Source organism: Dyella sp., from assembly GCF_035508675.1.
Classification (GTDB): domain Bacteria; phylum Pseudomonadota; class Gammaproteobacteria; order Xanthomonadales; family Rhodanobacteraceae; genus Dyella_B.
Map to the genome: position 1 here is coordinate 1 of NZ_DATJMN010000176.1, position 15,149 is coordinate 15,149.

15 protein-coding genes and 6 tRNA genes are annotated in these 15,149 nt (G+C 61.5%); 7 read left to right on the top strand and 14 right to left on the bottom strand.

Annotated features, from left to right (window positions below):
* Window positions 1-72 precede the first annotated feature (72 nt).
* From VMA74_RS09525 to VMA74_RS09565, 9 genes are all read right to left on the bottom strand, one after another.
* A tRNA-Leu gene (locus VMA74_RS09525) sits at window positions 73-158 on the bottom strand.
* Between the two features lie 223 nt (window positions 159-381).
* Window positions 382-457 (bottom strand) — tRNA-Lys (locus VMA74_RS09530).
* Window positions 458-485: 28 nt separating this feature from the next.
* Window positions 486-562, bottom strand: a tRNA-His gene (locus VMA74_RS09535).
* A 15-nt stretch (window positions 563-577) separates the two neighbouring features.
* Window positions 578-654: transfer RNA gene (locus tag VMA74_RS09540), tRNA-Arg, on the bottom strand.
* Between the two features lie 23 nt (window positions 655-677).
* A tRNA-Pro gene (locus VMA74_RS09545) sits at window positions 678-754 on the bottom strand.
* 175 nt (window positions 755-929) lie between these two features.
* Window positions 930-1,006: transfer RNA gene (locus VMA74_RS09550), tRNA-Arg, on the bottom strand.
* Window positions 1,007-1,150: 144 nt separating this feature from the next.
* Window positions 1,151-1,951, bottom strand: a complete 801-nt coding sequence (locus VMA74_RS09555) for an amidohydrolase (RefSeq protein WP_325366425.1) — start codon at window positions 1,949-1,951, stop codon at window positions 1,151-1,153.
* A complete protein-coding gene (locus tag VMA74_RS09560) occupies window positions 1,939-3,084 on the bottom strand; it encodes a pyridoxal phosphate-dependent aminotransferase (protein WP_325366427.1) in 1,146 nt (381 codons plus the stop codon). Before VMA74_RS09560 ends, VMA74_RS09555 begins: the two co-directional genes overlap by 13 nt.
* A gap of 40 nt (window positions 3,085-3,124) precedes the next feature.
* Window positions 3,125-4,114, bottom strand: coding sequence for a LysR substrate-binding domain-containing protein (locus tag VMA74_RS09565; RefSeq protein ID WP_325366429.1), 990 nt, complete (start codon window positions 4,112-4,114; stop codon window positions 3,125-3,127).
* Between the two features lie 116 nt (window positions 4,115-4,230).
* On the opposite strand from VMA74_RS09565, the gene VMA74_RS09570 reads away from it, so the two are divergent.
* On the top strand, window positions 4,231-4,812 hold the full coding sequence (locus VMA74_RS09570) for an FMN-dependent NADH-azoreductase (RefSeq protein WP_325366432.1): 582 nt from the start codon (window positions 4,231-4,233) through the stop codon (window positions 4,810-4,812).
* A 77-nt stretch (window positions 4,813-4,889) separates the two neighbouring features.
* Here VMA74_RS09570 and zipA read toward each other — a convergent pair whose 3' ends face one another.
* From zipA to VMA74_RS09590, 4 genes are all read right to left on the bottom strand, one after another.
* The gene (gene zipA / locus VMA74_RS09575) at window positions 4,890-5,900 is read right to left on the bottom strand and encodes a cell division protein ZipA (protein ID WP_325366434.1); all 1,011 of its coding nucleotides are present in this window, start codon (window positions 5,898-5,900) and stop codon (window positions 4,890-4,892) included.
* A gap of 17 nt (window positions 5,901-5,917) precedes the next feature.
* Window positions 5,918-9,427, bottom strand: a complete 3,510-nt coding sequence (gene smc, locus VMA74_RS09580; RefSeq protein ID WP_325366436.1) for a chromosome segregation protein SMC — start codon at window positions 9,425-9,427, stop codon at window positions 5,918-5,920.
* A 140-nt stretch (window positions 9,428-9,567) separates the two neighbouring features.
* Window positions 9,568-9,828, bottom strand: coding sequence for a BolA family protein (locus VMA74_RS09585; protein ID WP_325366438.1), 261 nt, complete (start codon window positions 9,826-9,828; stop codon window positions 9,568-9,570).
* Entirely contained in the window at window positions 9,825-10,127 is a 303-nt protein-coding gene (locus VMA74_RS09590) for a YciI family protein (protein ID WP_325366440.1), read from the bottom strand. Before VMA74_RS09590 ends, VMA74_RS09585 begins: the two co-directional genes overlap by 4 nt.
* Before the next feature lie 247 nt (window positions 10,128-10,374).
* Here VMA74_RS09590 and VMA74_RS09595 point away from each other — a divergent pair, with 247 nt between their 5' ends.
* From VMA74_RS09595 to VMA74_RS09620, 6 genes are all read left to right on the top strand, one after another.
* A complete protein-coding gene (locus VMA74_RS09595; protein WP_325366442.1) occupies window positions 10,375-10,692 on the top strand; it encodes a hypothetical protein in 318 nt (105 codons plus the stop codon).
* A 3-nt stretch (window positions 10,693-10,695) separates the two neighbouring features.
* On the top strand, window positions 10,696-11,070 hold the full coding sequence (locus tag VMA74_RS09600) for a GntR family transcriptional regulator (RefSeq protein WP_325366444.1): 375 nt from the start codon (window positions 10,696-10,698) through the stop codon (window positions 11,068-11,070).
* On the top strand, window positions 11,067-11,924 hold the full coding sequence (locus tag VMA74_RS09605; protein ID WP_325366446.1) for an ABC transporter ATP-binding protein: 858 nt from the start codon (window positions 11,067-11,069) through the stop codon (window positions 11,922-11,924). Before VMA74_RS09600 ends, VMA74_RS09605 begins: the two co-directional genes overlap by 4 nt.
* Window positions 11,921-12,898, top strand: coding sequence for a hypothetical protein (locus VMA74_RS09610; RefSeq protein WP_325366448.1), 978 nt, complete (start codon window positions 11,921-11,923; stop codon window positions 12,896-12,898). The genes VMA74_RS09605 and VMA74_RS09610 overlap by 4 nt, the downstream gene beginning before the upstream one ends.
* A gap of 108 nt (window positions 12,899-13,006) precedes the next feature.
* Window positions 13,007-13,462 carry a hypothetical protein gene (locus VMA74_RS09615; protein ID WP_325366450.1) on the top strand — a complete coding sequence of 152 codons (456 nt, stop codon included), beginning with the start codon at window positions 13,007-13,009 and terminating at the stop codon, window positions 13,460-13,462.
* An 11-nt stretch (window positions 13,463-13,473) separates the two neighbouring features.
* Complete coding sequence (locus tag VMA74_RS09620) at window positions 13,474-14,046, top strand: hypothetical protein (RefSeq protein ID WP_325366452.1); 573 nt, start codon at window positions 13,474-13,476, stop codon at window positions 14,044-14,046.
* Window positions 14,047-14,129: 83 nt separating this feature from the next.
* On the opposite strand, the gene VMA74_RS09625 is transcribed toward VMA74_RS09620, so the two are convergent.
* A partial coding sequence (locus VMA74_RS09625) for a class II fumarate hydratase (protein WP_325366454.1) occupies window positions 14,130-15,149 on the bottom strand: 1,020 nt, incomplete at its 5' end.

Here is a 15,149-nt window from a genome sequence, read left to right on the forward strand (position 1 = left end):
CAGCAGTAAACACTTGGATGCACTGTTTGTGGAGTCAACCGGAATTAACTCTATGATTTTGTTGGAAACGAGTGGTGCGAAAGAAGGGACTCGAACCCTTACGGGGGTTACCCGCTGGAACCTAAATCCAGTGCGTCTACCAATTCCGCCACTTTCGCATCGGCTGCCGGATTGCAAGCCACGGATTTTCAACGATTTTCAGCGCTTTGCGCCGAAAAGGTTGAAAAGCTGTCAGGCCGCGACCCCAAGTCGATGATTACCTTATGCCAAGCCAGCCATTTTACGGTTGTGTCAACGGCCAGCACAAGCGCTTGGCCGTTTGGCTGAGAGGAATTTCGGACAAACAAAAAGGACCCGCATAATCGCGGGTCCTTCGTGAATTGGTGGGCCGTGTAAGATTCGAACTTACGACCAATTGATTAAGAGTCAACTGCTCTACCAACTGAGCTAACGGCCCGGAAAAACTCGTTTTTAATCTTGTAAATTGGGGTGAGTGATGGGATTCGAACCCACGACAACCGGAATCACAATCCGGTACTCTAACCAACTGAGCTACACCCACCATAACCTAAGTATCTGGCGCGCCCGACAGGAATCGAACCTGCAACCGTCGGCTTAGAAGGCCGATGCTCTATCCGGTTGAGCTACAGGCGCTTGACTAAAAGCAGAACACCTGCTGGTCGGGGCAGAGGGATTCGAACCCACGACATCCAGCTCCCAAAGCTGGCGCTCTACCAGGCTGAGCTATACCCCGTTGTTTTTCGAAACCCAGTCAGCTTTCGCAAACTTGAGCCTAGAAATGCTACGGGTGACACTCTGGCCCGTCAATCCGTATCGAACACGCCGGACCTCTTTCGTCCGGTTTCACTGCAAACGGTGTTCTGCTGCAATGTAGACATGACTTGAACCAACATCATGCCTGATGAATATGGCGCGCCCGGAGAGATTCGAACTCCCGACCACCAAGTTCGTAGCCTGGTACTCTATCCAACTGAGCTACGGGCGCGTGGCTAAACCTACTTACCCCGGCCACCGCCCGAAATTCAGAAGGCGCCTAAGCAAGAAGCGGAATTATTCAGGTACTGGACGCAGCCGTCAATACTCTTTGTGAAGTTTTTTTGAAAGCCATGTCCGTGCACGCGCGTTTCGTTCACACGTCGCTGAGCATGAATTCGTCGGCATCCATCCAGGCAGGAAAGCGCTCGCGATGCTGCAGCAAAGGCGCCGGATCGATCGCCACGGTAACCAGCTGTTCCTGCGGACCGAGTTCAAGCAGCGGCTCGCCCAGCGGATCGATCACTGCACTGTCGCCGGCATACGGCAGATCATTGCCATCCACGCCTACGCGGTTTACGCCGACCACGTAGGCGAGGTTTTCGATCGCACGTGCCCGCAACAGCGTGCGCCAAGGCTGCCGGCGCGGCGCCGGCCAATTGGCGACAAACAAGGCCAGGTCGTAGTCCATGCCACCTGCTGCCGACGCCAGCCGGCGATTGCGCAGCCATACCGGGAACCTAAGGTCGTAACACACCTGCGGCAGGATGCGCCAACCTTTCAGCTCCACGATCAAGCGCTCGGAACCGCCGCCGTAGCGCGTGTGCTCGCCGGCCATGCGGAACAGGTGACGCTTGTCGTATTGCGCATAAGTGCCATCCGGGCGCGCCCAGATCAGCCGGTTGTAGACCTTGTCTTCGCGAATGGCGAGGCTGCCCGTAACGACGGCACCGACCTCAGTCGCCAGTGCGCGCATCCAGGCGACACCTTCGCCGTCCATGCCTTCGGCGCTGACGCGCGTGTCGTTGCTGAAGCCGGAAAGAAAGGTTTCCGGCAGCACGACGAGATCGCTCTGCCCCGCCACCCGCCGCACCAGCGCACCGTAGTACTCGCGGTTGGCCGGCGCATCGTGCCAGCGCGTGGCGCCCTGCACGAGCGTTACGTTCAGAGTTTGCATAGACGCTCCGCAGCGGCTTCCATGGTGGCGTCGCTCTTGGCAAAGCAAAGGCGCACCAATCGTGTACCTGGCGCCTTTTCGTAGAACGGGGTCAACGGAATGGCAGCTACGCCACCTTCTTTCACCAGCCACTCGCAGAACGCCACGTCGTCTTCGTCGCGAATGGCCGAATAATCCACCAACTGGAAGTAACCGCCTGGCACGTCCAGCAGCTTCAAGCGCGAGGGCGCCAACAGGCTGCGGAAACGATCGCGCTTGGTTTGATAGAAGGCCGGCAGCTCCAGATAATGCTGCGGCGTGCTGGCCAGGAATTCGGCAAACGCAACTTGCGCCGGATGAAAGGTGCAGAACGTCAGGTACTGGTGCACCTTGCGAAATTCCGCAGAGAGCTTGGTCGGCGCGACCGCATAGCCGACTTTCCAGCCGGTGCAGTGGTAGGTCTTGCCGAAGCTGGATACCACGATGCTGCGTGCGGCCAATTCCGGATGACGCAACACACTCTGATGTTCAGCACCGTCGTAGACGATGTGCTCGTACACCTCGTCCGACAGCACCACGATCGGCGTATCGCGCACGATCGCCGCCAATTCGTCAAGATCGCGCGCCGACAAGACCGCTCCCGAGGGATTGTGCGGGCTGTTGATCAGGATCATGCGCGTGCGCGGCGTGATCGCATCGCGCACACGCTGCCAGTCGATCGAAAAGCTCGGCACGGTGAGCGGAATATGCACGGCGCGAGCGCCTTGCAATTCGATCGCGGGCTCATAGGAGTCATACGCCGGATCGAACACGATCACTTCCTCGCCTGCACGCACCACGGCGGCAATAGCAGCGAACAATGCTTCGGTAGCGCCTGAGGTTACGGTGATATCGCTATCGGCACTGACCTTATGCCCATAGAGCCGCTCGGTCTTGATGGCGATCTGTTCGCGCAATGCCGCTGTGCCGATGCCCGGCGCATATTGGTTGAGACCATTGGCCATGGCGCGGCTCAGCGCGTCGCGCAACGGTTGCGGCGGTTCGAAATCGGGAAAGCCCTGGCCCAGGTTCACAGCTTTGTGCTGCACGGCCAAGTGACTCATCACACTGAAAATGGTGGTGCCTACTTTCGGAAGCTTGGTTTCGACGGTCATGGGCGGCGATATGGAAGGCTAAACGCGAAGACTAGCACGGTCATGCGGAAGGTCGTTCGGGCGATTCCCGCTTCGACAACTTGCGCTTCGTGCATTCCTCATGGCTGACGCGCGCCGCTTCGGGCAAGCGCTCGGCCAGAAAATCCACCAGCGCTCGCACACCCGGCATCATGCCGCGGCGGCTGGGATAGACAAAATGCATGATGCCCTGCGGCGCACTCCATTCCGGCAGCAGGATTTCCAGATCGCCACTGCTGATGGCCGGCGCACAAAGCGATTCCGGCAACAAGGCGACGCCGATGCCGCTGCGCGCCGCCTCCAGCAAGACAGCGAAGTCGCCGGTAATCAGGCGCGCCTGCACTTCCACGCTGACACGTTCGCCGTTCGCATCGAACAACTCCCAGACCTGCGCACCTTCATGTTCCTGCATCGACACGGCCGGCAAGCGTGCAAGATCCTCCGGATGCGCGGGACGCCCATATTGCTTGAGCAAACTCGGGCTGGCGACCGGGAACACGCGCGCCTGGCCGAAGCTGCGGATGATCATGTTGGCGTCGCTGTCGAGTTTGCTGCGTACGCGAATGGCCAGATCGAAACCCTCGCCGATGAGATCCACGCGGCGATTGTTCGACAGCACCCGCACCTGCAACTTCGGGTACTTCGCCATGAACTCCGGCAGGATGTGGGCGAGTACGGTTTGGGCGATCGAGATGGGACAGCTCAGCCGCACCACGCCGCGCGGCTCGGCGCGCAGCTCATCCACCGCCTCCTGCGCGGCGCGCGCCTCTTCCAGCACCGCGCGGCAGTGTCCGTAAAAGCGTTCACCGACCTCGGTGACCACAAAGCGTCGCGTCGTTCGCTGCAGCAGCCTCACCCCGAGACGATCCTCCAACTGCGCGACACGTTTACTTAGCCTGGACTTGGGCACCCCCAGGGCTCGCCCGGCAGCTGAAAAGCCGCCCTGCTCGACCACTGCGGCGAAGAAGTAGAGATCGTTCAGGTCCTGCATGGCACCCGGGAGTGCGTTCATCGTCGTTTCCTTTGAGGAACGATAAGTTCCGAAAGCCCTATCTTATCGGCGCTTTGTTCCGAATCTATCTTTATTTCCAACGTCGGCAGGCCCGACTTGGACCGAGATACCCCACCATGAAACTTTTGCATCTTGACGCAAGCCCGCTGGGCCAACACTCCGTCTCGCGCGAACTGACCGCCGCCATCGTCAATCAGCTCGCCGAAGAGAGCCCCTCCTTGCAGATCATCTACCGCGACCTGAGCACCCATGCCCTGCCCCATTGGACGCCAGTGATGGACGCCGAAAGCGACGCGGCGAAGCTGGGCCAGGCCGTGATGGATGAATTCCTGGCCGCCGACATCGTGGTGATTGGCGCCCCCATGTACAACTTTGGCATCCCCAGCCAGCTCAAGGCCTGGATCGACCGTATCGCCGTGGCCGGCAAGACCTTCCACTACACCGCGGCCGGCCCGGAAGGCCTTGCCGGCGGCAAGCGCGTGATCGTCGCGTCCAGCCGTGGCGGCGTCTACAGCACCGGCCCGGCTGCGGGTTTGGATTTCCAGGAAAACTACTTGCGCGCCCTGCTTGGCTTCCTGGGCATCGACGATGTGCAGTTCATTCGCGCCGAAGGCGTGAACATGAGTGCAGAGCACAAAGTGAAGGCGATTGCTTCGGCCCACCACTCCATCAGCTCCCTGGCTACCAAAGCTGCCTGATAGAGCGGCTCCGCTCCGCAACAAAGAGCGCCCTGGTTGGGCGCTCTTTGTTTTAATTAGTCAAAAAGATCAAAAGATCAGCGGCCGAAGCGAATCTCACCGCCGTCGTGATCGCGATCCCAGCCACGAAGTTCATCGCGGATATGCGCGATACGCTGGCGGCCGAGCGCGTTGCGCTCTTCGTCCAGCACCTGGCCATCGAGCAACTCAGCCAGTCGTTGCGCGGTGGGCAGCATCGCATCCCACGCGTCCAGGGCGGTGACAGGCCCCGGCAGGGTCATGAAGAAGCTCAAGCCTGGCGTGTGCAACGTATCCAGTCGCGTGAGGTCGAAACTGCCGGGCTTGAGCATGTTGGCCACGCTGAAGATCGGACCCGCTTCACGCTTACCGTCCACCAGGCGGTGATAGATGCCCATGTCGCCGTATTCCAGCCCGGCTTTTTCGGCGGCGACGATCAGGTCCGTGCCGTTGAAAGCCTGGCCTTCCCGCGCCATCACGAACAGGCTGACGATACGTTCCACCGGTAGCTGCGTCGGGCGCTTGCCAAGGTCGGAACGCGACGGAACACGCGGCGGTGCAGGTGCAGGTGCAGGTGTCGGTGTCGGTGTGGCGAATTGTGCCGGCGGCGGCGTGGTCGCCGGGGCAACGACGGACGTCGACTCGACCGATCCTGCACGCGTCGGTTCTGGCTGGGAAGGCGAACGCAGCATCTCCACGATAGACGCGGACTGCCCGGTCGGCTTGGGACTGTGTGCCGTTTCGTGCCGCTGGTCGGCCAAGGTGGCACCCAACTTTTCCAGCTCGGCGCGCAGGCTGACATCCAGTTCGCCTTGTGCCGGCTCGGGCTCCTTGAACAACGGGTCCATGCGTTCCATCGGACCGTCGCCGAACGGCTCGTCCTTTTCGATCGAGCCGCCCAGGGTGGGTTCGCGCCGCTCCGAAACAGGCTCGGGAGCAACACGCCGCTTGCCCTGCTCTTTCCTCGGCTCGCCAAACAGCCAAACCAGCACCAGCACAACTACGCCGACAACCGCCAACGGAATGCCGACCCAAGGGTTCCACGCAACAGCCAATTCGGTTCCAAGCATGATGTAAATCCTCTACCTCAGGCAGCTCCGACCAGTTTGCTGGCCTCGGCAAGATCGACCTGCACGAGGCGCGAAACGCCCGGCTCGCGCATGGTAACGCCGCAAAGCTGGCTGGCCGCCTCCATGGTGGCCTTGTTGTGCGAGACGAAGATGAACTGCACCTTTTCGCTCATCTCCTTCACCATATTGGAGAAGCGGCCGACGTTCGCTTCATCGAGCGGCGCGTCCACCTCGTCCAGCAAGCAGAACGGCGCGGGGTTGAGCGCAAAGATCGCGAACACCAGCGATACCGCGGTCAACGCCTTCTCGCCACCCGACAGCAGCATGATGTTGGAAACGCGCTTGCCAGGCGGGCGCGCCATGATGGATACGCCCGTGCTGAGCAGATCGTCACCGGTGAGTTCCAGGTAGGCGTGGCCGCCGCCGAACAGGCGCGGGAACAGCTCCTGCACGCCGGCATTCACACGATCGAAGGTTTCCTTGAAGCGCTGGCGCGTTTCACGGTCGATCTTCTTGATCGCGTTTTCCAGCGTTTCCATGGCGCTGGTGAGGTCGGTGAGCTGGTTGTCGAGATACGTCTTGCGTTCGCTCTGCTCGGCATGTTCCTGGATCGCGGCAAGATTCACCGGCTCCAGGCGCGCGATCTTCTGCGCCAGGTCGGCAAGCTGCTGACGCCATTGCGCGGCGTCGATGTCTTCGGCCAGCTCGGCAAGCAAGGTTTCCAGATCGAGGCCGGAAGCGGCGATCGCTTCGGCAAGCTGTTCGGCGCGCATCTGCAACGCCTGCGCCGCCAGTTTCTTTTCGGAGAGGCTTTCGCGCAGGCCGGACAGGTCCTGCTCCAGGTTGTGGCGCTGCTGTTCCAGCTTGCGCAGGGCGATATCGCAGTCTTCCAGCGCGCGGCGCGCTTCCACCAGTTGCTTGTCCACCAGCAGGCGCTGGTCGAGGTAGGTCTGGCGTTCGGCTTCCAGTTCGGCGATGGGGTCGGAACCGGCGGCAAGCTGTTCGCTGATTTCGCTGCGGCGCGCTTCGATCTGGCGGATCTGGCTGTCCATGCGCGCCAGCGCCTGCTCCAGCGAAGCGAGCGAGGAGCGCTTCGACTCCATGCTCAGCGCCAGCGCGTGCGCCTGGTCGGCCGCTTCGCGCGCATTCATGCGCGCTTCTTCGCGGGCTTCCAACAACGCGCGGCGTTCGTTTTCCAGTTCGCGGCGCTGGTCTTCCAGGTCGCCCATGTTGTTGACGGATTCGTCCAGGCGCGCGCGCGCTTCGCGCGTCTGCGCCTGCAGCTCATCCATCTGTTCGAGTAGCGCCGACAATTCGCCGGCCACTTTCTCGGCGCGCGCGCGGGCGGTTTCCACCTTGCCGCGATGGCTTTGCAGCTGGCCGGCCAGTTCGGACTGACGACGGTGGGCGTTGTACAGCTCGCGCTGGGCATCGTCGCGGGCGCGTTCGGCTTCGAACTTGCTGGTGCGCAGATCATCCAGGCGCGCGGTGGCTTCCTCGATCCGCGCTTCCAGCGATTCGACCTGCTCGGTCAGCGTGCGGATCTCGCGCTCGCGCGCCAGCACGCCAAACTGGTTGCCTTGCGCGCGACGCACGCTGGCCCAGCCGGGGCCCAACCATTCACCGGTACGCGTGATCACCGATTGATACGGCGCCAGCGCCGCCAGCCCTGACACGCGCTGGTGCGCCTCGTCGATGCTCTCTGCAGTGAGCACGTGCCCAAGCATGGCGATGGCCGCGGCCGGACCGCGCACGTGCGCAGCCAGCGTGCCTGCCGTGGCGGCGCCGCCTTCGGCCGCATCGAGCAGCGCTACGTCGGCATTGTTCAGTGCATGGAATTCCTTCGCCAGGTCGTGCGCGCCATCGACGAGTACGCTGTCGATAAAGCCAGCAAGCACGGTTTCCACGGCCGCTTCCCAGCCCGCTTCCACCTGCAGCACTTCACCGAGGCGACGCTTTTTGTCGAGGCCGAATTGCGACAGCCACGCACTGGCCGGACTTTCTTCCTGTCCCAACGCCGCGTGCTGCAGGGCTTCAAGGGATGCAAGCCGTCCGCGCGCAGTCTGCAATTGCTGGCGCGCATCGTTGAGCGTGCTCTGCACCTGGCGTTCTTCGTCGAGTACTTTCTCGTGCGCCAGCTTGTGCTGGTCGAGCATGCCGCCGAGCGATTCGACGCGTTCGCGCTGGGTGTCGTGTTCCGTATGCAATTGCTCGGCGGCGGCGTCCAGCGCGACGACGTCGGTAGCCTTTTGCTCCGCCTCTAGGGCATCTTTGCGTTTGGACAGGTCCACCGCCTGGCGGTCGAGATAAGCGAGCTTGGTGCGCTCCACTTCCGCCGCGCGGCTGGCTTCGCCAGCGGTGCGCGTGTAAGTGTCCCAGCGCTGCTGCCAATCGGCCAGCTTGGTCTCGGTCTGGCGCAGGCTCTCGGTCGTGTCGTCCTGCATCTGCTGCAGGGACTCCAGCTTGGGCTCGCCTTCGGCCAAGGCCATGCGCAAGGTTTCCACCTGCTCGCGGTCGGTGGCGATATGCGCGGCCAGTTCGGTGTGCTCGCGCTCGGCGTCCTGCTGCGCGCGGTGCAGGCGATCGGCCGTTTCCTTGTTGAAGCGGACCTGCTGCTCGACACGCGCGATTTCCGCGCCGACTTTGTAGACATCGGCCTGCACCGCGTTCAAATGCTCGCTCGCTTCGATGTGGCGCTCACGCACGCCTTCGATCTGCGATTCGATTTGACGCTGCTCGGCCAGCCGCTTCTCGATTTCGATTTCCGCGGCGGACAGCCCCTGTCCTTCGCCGTCGCGTTGCCCCTTGAGCGCCCGATATTCCAGCGCACGCAGCTCGGCTTCCTTGCGCGTCTGCTCTTCCTTGTAGGCTTTCCAGCGCTCGGCGGCACGCGCCTGGCGGTTCAAGTGTTCGAGTTGCTTGTCCACCTCGTCGCGCACGTCGCGCACGCGGTCGAGGTTCTCACGCGTGGCCTTGATGCGGCTCTCGGTTTCCTTGCGGCGCTCCTTGTACTTGGAGATGCCGGCGGCTTCTTCCAGATGCGTGCGCAGTTCTTCCGGGTGCGCCTCGATGATCTGGCTGATCATGCCCTGTTCGATGATCGAGTAGCTGCGCGGCCCCAGGCCTGTGCCGAGGAACAGGTCGGTAATATCACGGCGGCGGCAACGCGCGCCGTTGAGGAAGTACGCCGACTGCCCGTCGCGCGTCACCTGGCGCTTCACCGAAATTTCGGCATATTGGCCGTATTCACCCTGGATGGTGCCGTCGGAGTTGTCGAAGATCAGCTCCACCGACGCCTGCCCCACCGGCTTGCGTGCATTGGAGCCGGAAAAGATCACGTCCGTGAGGGAATCGCCGCGCAAGCGGCTGGCCGCGCTTTCGCCCATCACCCAGCGGATGGCGTCGATGATGTTGGACTTGCCGCAACCGTTGGGGCCCACCACGCCGGTCATATTGGTGGGCAGGTGCAAGGTGGTCGGGTCGACGAAGGATTTGAATCCGGCAAGTTTGATCGTGGTTAGGCGCATGCAGATTCAGATGCTCGAAAAGTGATGACCCGCAAGCGCGGGCGACGGGCCACTGTGCCAAACGCGGGACAGCGCCGCAATGCGTAACGGATGATCAAGTGGTCCGCGATAGCGCGGCTGACGCCTGATCCATGGCTCGATCAATCGGGCGACTTGGCGTCGATCGACAACGCATGGATGCCGTGATCCATTAGCTCGCCCAGTGCCGCGTATACCAACCGGTGCCGCTTGATCGGCAGTTGGCCGGCGAAAGCGGCGCTCACGATACGCACATGGAAATGCCCCTTCCCCTCGTTGGCGTGGCCGGCGTGCTTGTAGCCTTCGTCCACCACGTCGAGCTCGACCGGCTGCAACGCGGTCGTCAGCCGCTGGCGGATTTCCTCGACCATCGCTGCCGTCATGCCGGCAATACCTTGCGGAACGGCTTGACGCTGACGCTGGCGTACACGCCCGCGTCCACGTACGGATCGGCCTTGGCCCATCGCTCGGCCTCGGCCAGGGATGGAAATTCGGCCACGATCAGGCTGCCGGTGAAACCGGCCGGGCCGGGCTGTTCAGCGTCAATCGCAGGGAACGGCCCGGCCAGCAGCAGGCGCCCTTCCGCTTGCAGTTGCTCCAGGCGCGCCAGATGGGAGGGGCGCGCGGCTGTACGGCGTTCCAGCGACTCGGGATGGTCCGTACCGGTGATGGCATACCACATGTAACAGGTGCTCCTCGCAAGGAATCAGCGAGTTTAGCCCACTGGCCGCGCCGCCCCCAGAGTGATGCCTGTCAGACGCGATGCCTGACAGCGCCCGCTGCCGGGCGCGGGGCTCGGCGGCCATGCTTGAGCCGCTCAGGACCCGCCCTAGGCCATGAGTCATAGCCATCTCGTCATTGACAGTCGCAACCATGGTGTTATAGTTCACTACAACACCGGTTCACGACAGCACTAAAGGAGAGCAGACATGAAAGCGCCGAATCCGATCGCCATCACTGCCGCGGTTCTGTTCACCACGGTTAGCCTGATTGCCCTGAGTCCCAGCACCCCCAAACTCCCCGCCGCCCACGACGGTGCCAAGGTATTCACCCTGCCTGGCATCGAAGTACACCCGACCGCCGAAGACCGGCGCGCCGCCTCGATGCTGAGCGAAGCCAGCCTGAGCATCGCCCGTTCGCCGCTGGCCAGCAAAACCGAAAGCGCGGCAAGCCTGCTCGGAGCGCAACTGGCCATGCCCTACTATTCGTTTGGCTCTACCAAGTTTGCCGGCATCAGCAAGGAATAATTCATGGCCATTACCTGGAACGACAGCGTCCCGATCTATCGCCAGCTACGCGAACGCGTAGTGGCGATGATCCTGGACGGCGCCTTGAACGAGGGCGACCCGCTGCCGTCAGTACGCCAGGTAGCTGCGGATTTTCAAATCAATCCGCTGACGGTTTCCAAGGCGTACCAGGAACTGGTCGACGATCAACTGGTGGAGAAAAGGAGGGGGCTGGGCATGTTCGTCACCGATGGAGCGCGCGAGGCGTTGCTCAAATCCGAACGCGAGCGTTTTTTGCGCGAAGAATGGCCGGCGCTGTACGCACGTTTGCAGCGCCTGGGATTGGATCTGAAAACCCTGCTGCGCGAAGCGCCGAAAGATACGGAGAACCCGTCATGAATGCGGTCGTTACCGCCAGTGGCTTGAGCAAGCGCTACAAGAACACGCTTGCGTTGGACAATGTGAACTTCCAGATTCCCGCCGGCCGCATCGTGGGGCTGATCGGCCCCAACGGCGCGGGCAAGACCACCGCGCTGAAAGCCATCCTGGGCCTGACCGATTTCCAGGGCCAGCTCAACGTGCTGGGGCTGGACCCGCGCAGCCAGCGCGACAAGCTGATGGAAGAAGTGTGCTTCATCGCGGACGTCGCCGTGTTGCCGCGCTGGATTCGCGTACGCGAGGCGATCGACTTCGTCGCTAACATCCATCCGCGCTTCAACCGCGCCAAGTGCGAAGCCTTTCTGGCCCGCACCAAGCTCACGCCCGACCAGCGCGTGAAGCAGATGTCCAAGGGCATGATCGTGCAGTTGCACCTGGCCCTGGTGATGGCGATCGACGCCAAGCTGCTGGTGCTGGACGAACCGACGCTGGGCCTGGACATTCTTTATCGCAAGCAGTTCTACCAGAACCTGCTGGAAGACTACTTCGACGAAAACAAGACGATTATCGTCACCACGCACCAGGTCGAGGAGATCGAACACATCCTCACCGACCTGATGTTCATCCGCGACGGACAAATCGTGCTCAACACGGATATGGAAGCCATGGGGGAACGTTTCGCCGAAGTCATGGTGAGCGCGGACATGGCCGCCACTGCTCGCCAGCTCAAACCGCTGGATGAACGCCAGGTGTTCGGCAAGAGCATTTTTCTGTTCGACGGCGTCGATCAGGCACAGCTCCGGGCCCTGGGCGAAATCCGCCGACCCTCGGTCAGCGATCTGTTCGTCGCCACCATGAAGGGGACCTACGCATGAATGCGAAAACAATCTATTGGCTGGTCAGACGCGAATTCTGGGAGCATCGCGGCGGTTTTTTTTGGGCCCCCGTAATCACCAGCGTCGTATTCCTGGTATTGAATCTCATGACGATCGTCGCCGGAGAAGTGACCGGCAAGTTCGGCATGCACATGGGCAACATCGATCTTGACGGGCATACCTTGGCTGCCTTGAAGCTTCATGCGCTCGACGCCGATGGCATGCGGAAAGTTGGCGATGCCCTGGACATCGTCATGCTTTCGACCAGCGGACTGCTCGGCGTCGTGTTCGGCTTCGTGGTGTTCTTCTACTGCCTGGGCACGCTGTACGACGATCGCCGCGACCGGAGTTTTCTGTTCTGGAAATCGTTGCCTGTTTCCGACACGTCAACGGTCATCTCGAAGGTCATCGCCGCCACGCTGGCCGCGCCGGTCATTGCCATGATCTGCGGCCTGCTCACTGGTCTGGTCATGCTGCTGATGTTCGCCTTTACGCTCTCCTTGCATGGTGTAAGCGTGTGGTGGCTGTTGACGCTGTCGCATCCTTTCCAGTTGATCGGCTTCCTGATCGGCAGTATTCCGCTCTATCTGCTGTGGGCGTTGCCGGCGGTCGGCTGGCTGATGCTGTGCTCGTCCTGGGCCAAGAGCAAACCGTTCCTCTGGGCAGTGGTCATCCCCGTAGCGCTTGGCGTCATCATCAGTTGGTTCAATCTGCTCCAATCGGCTGGCTTCAAGAGTGGCTGGTATTGGCGCGAGATCTTGGTCCGCATCCTGTTCAGCGTATTCCCGGGCGGCTGGCTGCACGACACTGCGTCGCAGCAGCTGGGCGACAATCCGGATCACATCGGCAATTTCTTCACCCTTGCCAATTCCTATGCAGTACTGGCTACACCGGGGATCTGGATCGGCGCAGCGGCAGGTATCGCCATGCTGGCTGGCGCCGTATGGTTCCGCCACTGGCGCGACGACAGCTGAGAAAAACAGCTGCACACCGGCAATCCATGCTTTGGAGGGGAACACATCATGAAGTATCGAGGGATGATCTTGTTGCTGGCCTTGAGCACCTGCCTCGCCGCGTGCGACATGCCCGATTTCAGCTACAGCGGCAAGAACGGCAAACTTACCTTGGATGGCAACCTACTGTCCGTGCATGCAGACGGCGCACCCGACGCAACCATCAGCGCCGCGGGGGATTTCAGCATCGACGGCAAAGCTGTGCCGCTCTCTCCCGCGCAACGTGGCCTGCTGGTGCTCTATTACCAGGACGCCGCCGACATCCGCGAGCAAGCCAGCAGCATGAAGGAGGGGATCAAGGCCGCCAAGAACGCCTTCATCGCCAAACCTGATGCGAATGAAAAGGAAAAGCTCAAAGATGCAGTGGTATCGCAGGCACATCAATTTGGCACAAGGATGTGCCAGGACGAGGTCAACCTCAAAGCGGTTCAAGACCAGCTAAACGCGCAAGTTCCCGCTTTCAAGCCGTACGGAGACATCTTCCGCGCCCGCAGCGCGGAGGATTGCATCAAGGACAACGATTAGGAGTCGCCGCCATGCATCGTGCTTTCCTTTCCCTTGGCCTCATTGCGCTGTGCGGCCTGGTCTCGGCCTGCGGCGATCACTCGGATGATCGCAACATTACAGTGATCAACAGCAATGTCCTCGGCCTGTCTCATGGCCGGCTGCATCTGAGCAACGGTGACGTGACCGTACGCACGGACGACGCACCGGATGCCGTCATCAGCGCCAGCGGCGATTTGCAAATCGATCAGCACCCCGTCGCCATCGACGATGCACAACGCTCGCTGCTCAAGGCGTACTACAACAGTGCCATGCTGATCCTCACCGATGGACTCGCTACCGGCAAGGCGGGCGCCGCGTTAGGTCGGCAAGTGGCAAAGAGCGTGCTGACGCAGCTGGCCAGCGGCAACCCCGGCAAGATCCAGCAGGATATCGACGCAAAGACCAAGCCGTTGAAAGAAGCGGCATTGAAAATTTGCACCGATCTCGGCGGCGTCAAGAACAGCCAGGACCAATTGGCCGCAAGCTTGCCGGCGTTCAAGCCGTATGCGGACGTCGTCAGCAGCGACGACGTCGAGGGTTGCAGGAAGAACAAGAACGACTGACTCCGGAGCTGTAGGCTGGGTTGGGAAACCCAGCTTTCTCGGGTTCGGGATGCTGGGATTTCATCCCAGCCTACGCGGTCGTCTCAGCCGCCATCGTGAATGCCGCCCTTGGTCAATACCCGCGGATCGAGCAGCTTCTTCAGTTCCTCCTTGGAAAGCCCCGATTGCTCCACCGCCACATCCATGATGGGACGCTTTTCCTTGTAGGCCTGTTTGGCGATCGCCGCGCCCTTTTCATAGCCGATCACCGGATTCAAGGCGGTGACCAGAATCGGATTCATCGCCAGTGCCTGGTTCACGCGTTCGGTATTCACACGGAAACCTGCCATCGCCTTGTCGGCCAGTAAACGCACGACATTCGCCAGAATATGGATGGATTGCAGCAGGTTGTAGGCGATCAACGGCAGCATCACGTTGAGCTGGAAATTGCCCGATTGGCCGGCCACCGTGATGGCGGCATCGTTGCCGATCACTTGCGCTGCCACCATGGCAGTGGCTTCGGGAATCACCGGATTCACCTTGCCCGGCATGATCGACGAACCCGGCTGCAGCGCCGGCAGCTCGATCTCACCCAGGCCGGCCAGGGGACCTGAGTTCATCCAGCGCAAATCGTTGGCGATCTTCATCAGCGCCACCGCCAGCGTCTTCAACTGGCCGGACAGCTCCACTGCAGCATCTTGCGCAGCCATGCCCTCGAAATAGTTGACGGCTGAATCGAAACGCACGTCCGTGAGTTTCTTCAATTCGCGCGCCACGCTCGGGCCGAATTTCGGATCGGCATTGATGCCGGTTCCGACCGCCGTGCCGCCCAGCGGCAGTTGCCGCATGCGATGCAGGCTATCGCTGATGCGTTCGATGGCCGATTCGATCTGCGCCGACCAACCCGAAAGTTCCTGGCCGAAGGTCACCGGCATCGCGTCCATCAGATGCGTGCGTCCCGTCTTGGGCACGTTGCGCAATTCGCCGGCGCGGCGATCGATGACGCGCTTGAGGTGCTTCAGCGCCGGCAGCAGTTCTTCGTGCGCGGTGAGTGTGGCGCTGACGTGGATGGCGGTGGGGATCACGTCGTTCGAGCTCTGCCCGTAGTTGACGTGGTCGTTCGG

Bases quoted from the DNA above. Each gene is read 5' to 3' on its own strand.
- VMA74_RS09565 (WP_325366429.1), bottom strand. From the start codon at position 4,114: ATGAACGCACTCCCGGGTGCCATGCAGGACCTGAACGATCTCTACTTC.
- smc (WP_325366436.1), bottom strand. From the start codon at position 9,427: ATGCGCCTAACCACGATCAAACTTGCCGGATTCAAATCCTTCGTCGAC.
- zipA (WP_325366434.1), bottom strand. From the start codon at position 5,900: ATGCTTGGAACCGAATTGGCTGTTGCGTGGAACCCTTGGGTCGGCATT.
- VMA74_RS09590 (WP_325366440.1), bottom strand. From the start codon at position 10,127: ATGTGGTATGCCATCACCGGTACGGACCATCCCGAGTCGCTGGAACGC.
- VMA74_RS09610 (WP_325366448.1), top strand. From the start codon at position 11,921: ATGAATGCGAAAACAATCTATTGGCTGGTCAGACGCGAATTCTGGGAG.
- VMA74_RS09605 (WP_325366446.1), top strand. From the start codon at position 11,067: ATGAATGCGGTCGTTACCGCCAGTGGCTTGAGCAAGCGCTACAAGAAC.
- VMA74_RS09615 (WP_325366450.1), top strand. From the start codon at position 13,007: ATGCCCGATTTCAGCTACAGCGGCAAGAACGGCAAACTTACCTTGGAT.
- VMA74_RS09600 (WP_325366444.1), top strand. From the start codon at position 10,696: ATGGCCATTACCTGGAACGACAGCGTCCCGATCTATCGCCAGCTACGC.
- VMA74_RS09620 (WP_325366452.1), top strand. From the start codon at position 13,474: ATGCATCGTGCTTTCCTTTCCCTTGGCCTCATTGCGCTGTGCGGCCTG.
- VMA74_RS09585 (WP_325366438.1), bottom strand. From the start codon at position 9,828: ATGACGGCAGCGATGGTCGAGGAAATCCGCCAGCGGCTGACGACCGCG.
- VMA74_RS09560 (WP_325366427.1), bottom strand. From the start codon at position 3,084: ATGACCGTCGAAACCAAGCTTCCGAAAGTAGGCACCACCATTTTCAGT.
- VMA74_RS09555 (WP_325366425.1), bottom strand. From the start codon at position 1,951: ATGCAAACTCTGAACGTAACGCTCGTGCAGGGCGCCACGCGCTGGCAC.
- VMA74_RS09595 (WP_325366442.1), top strand. From the start codon at position 10,375: ATGAAAGCGCCGAATCCGATCGCCATCACTGCCGCGGTTCTGTTCACC.
- VMA74_RS09570 (WP_325366432.1), top strand. From the start codon at position 4,231: ATGAAACTTTTGCATCTTGACGCAAGCCCGCTGGGCCAACACTCCGTC.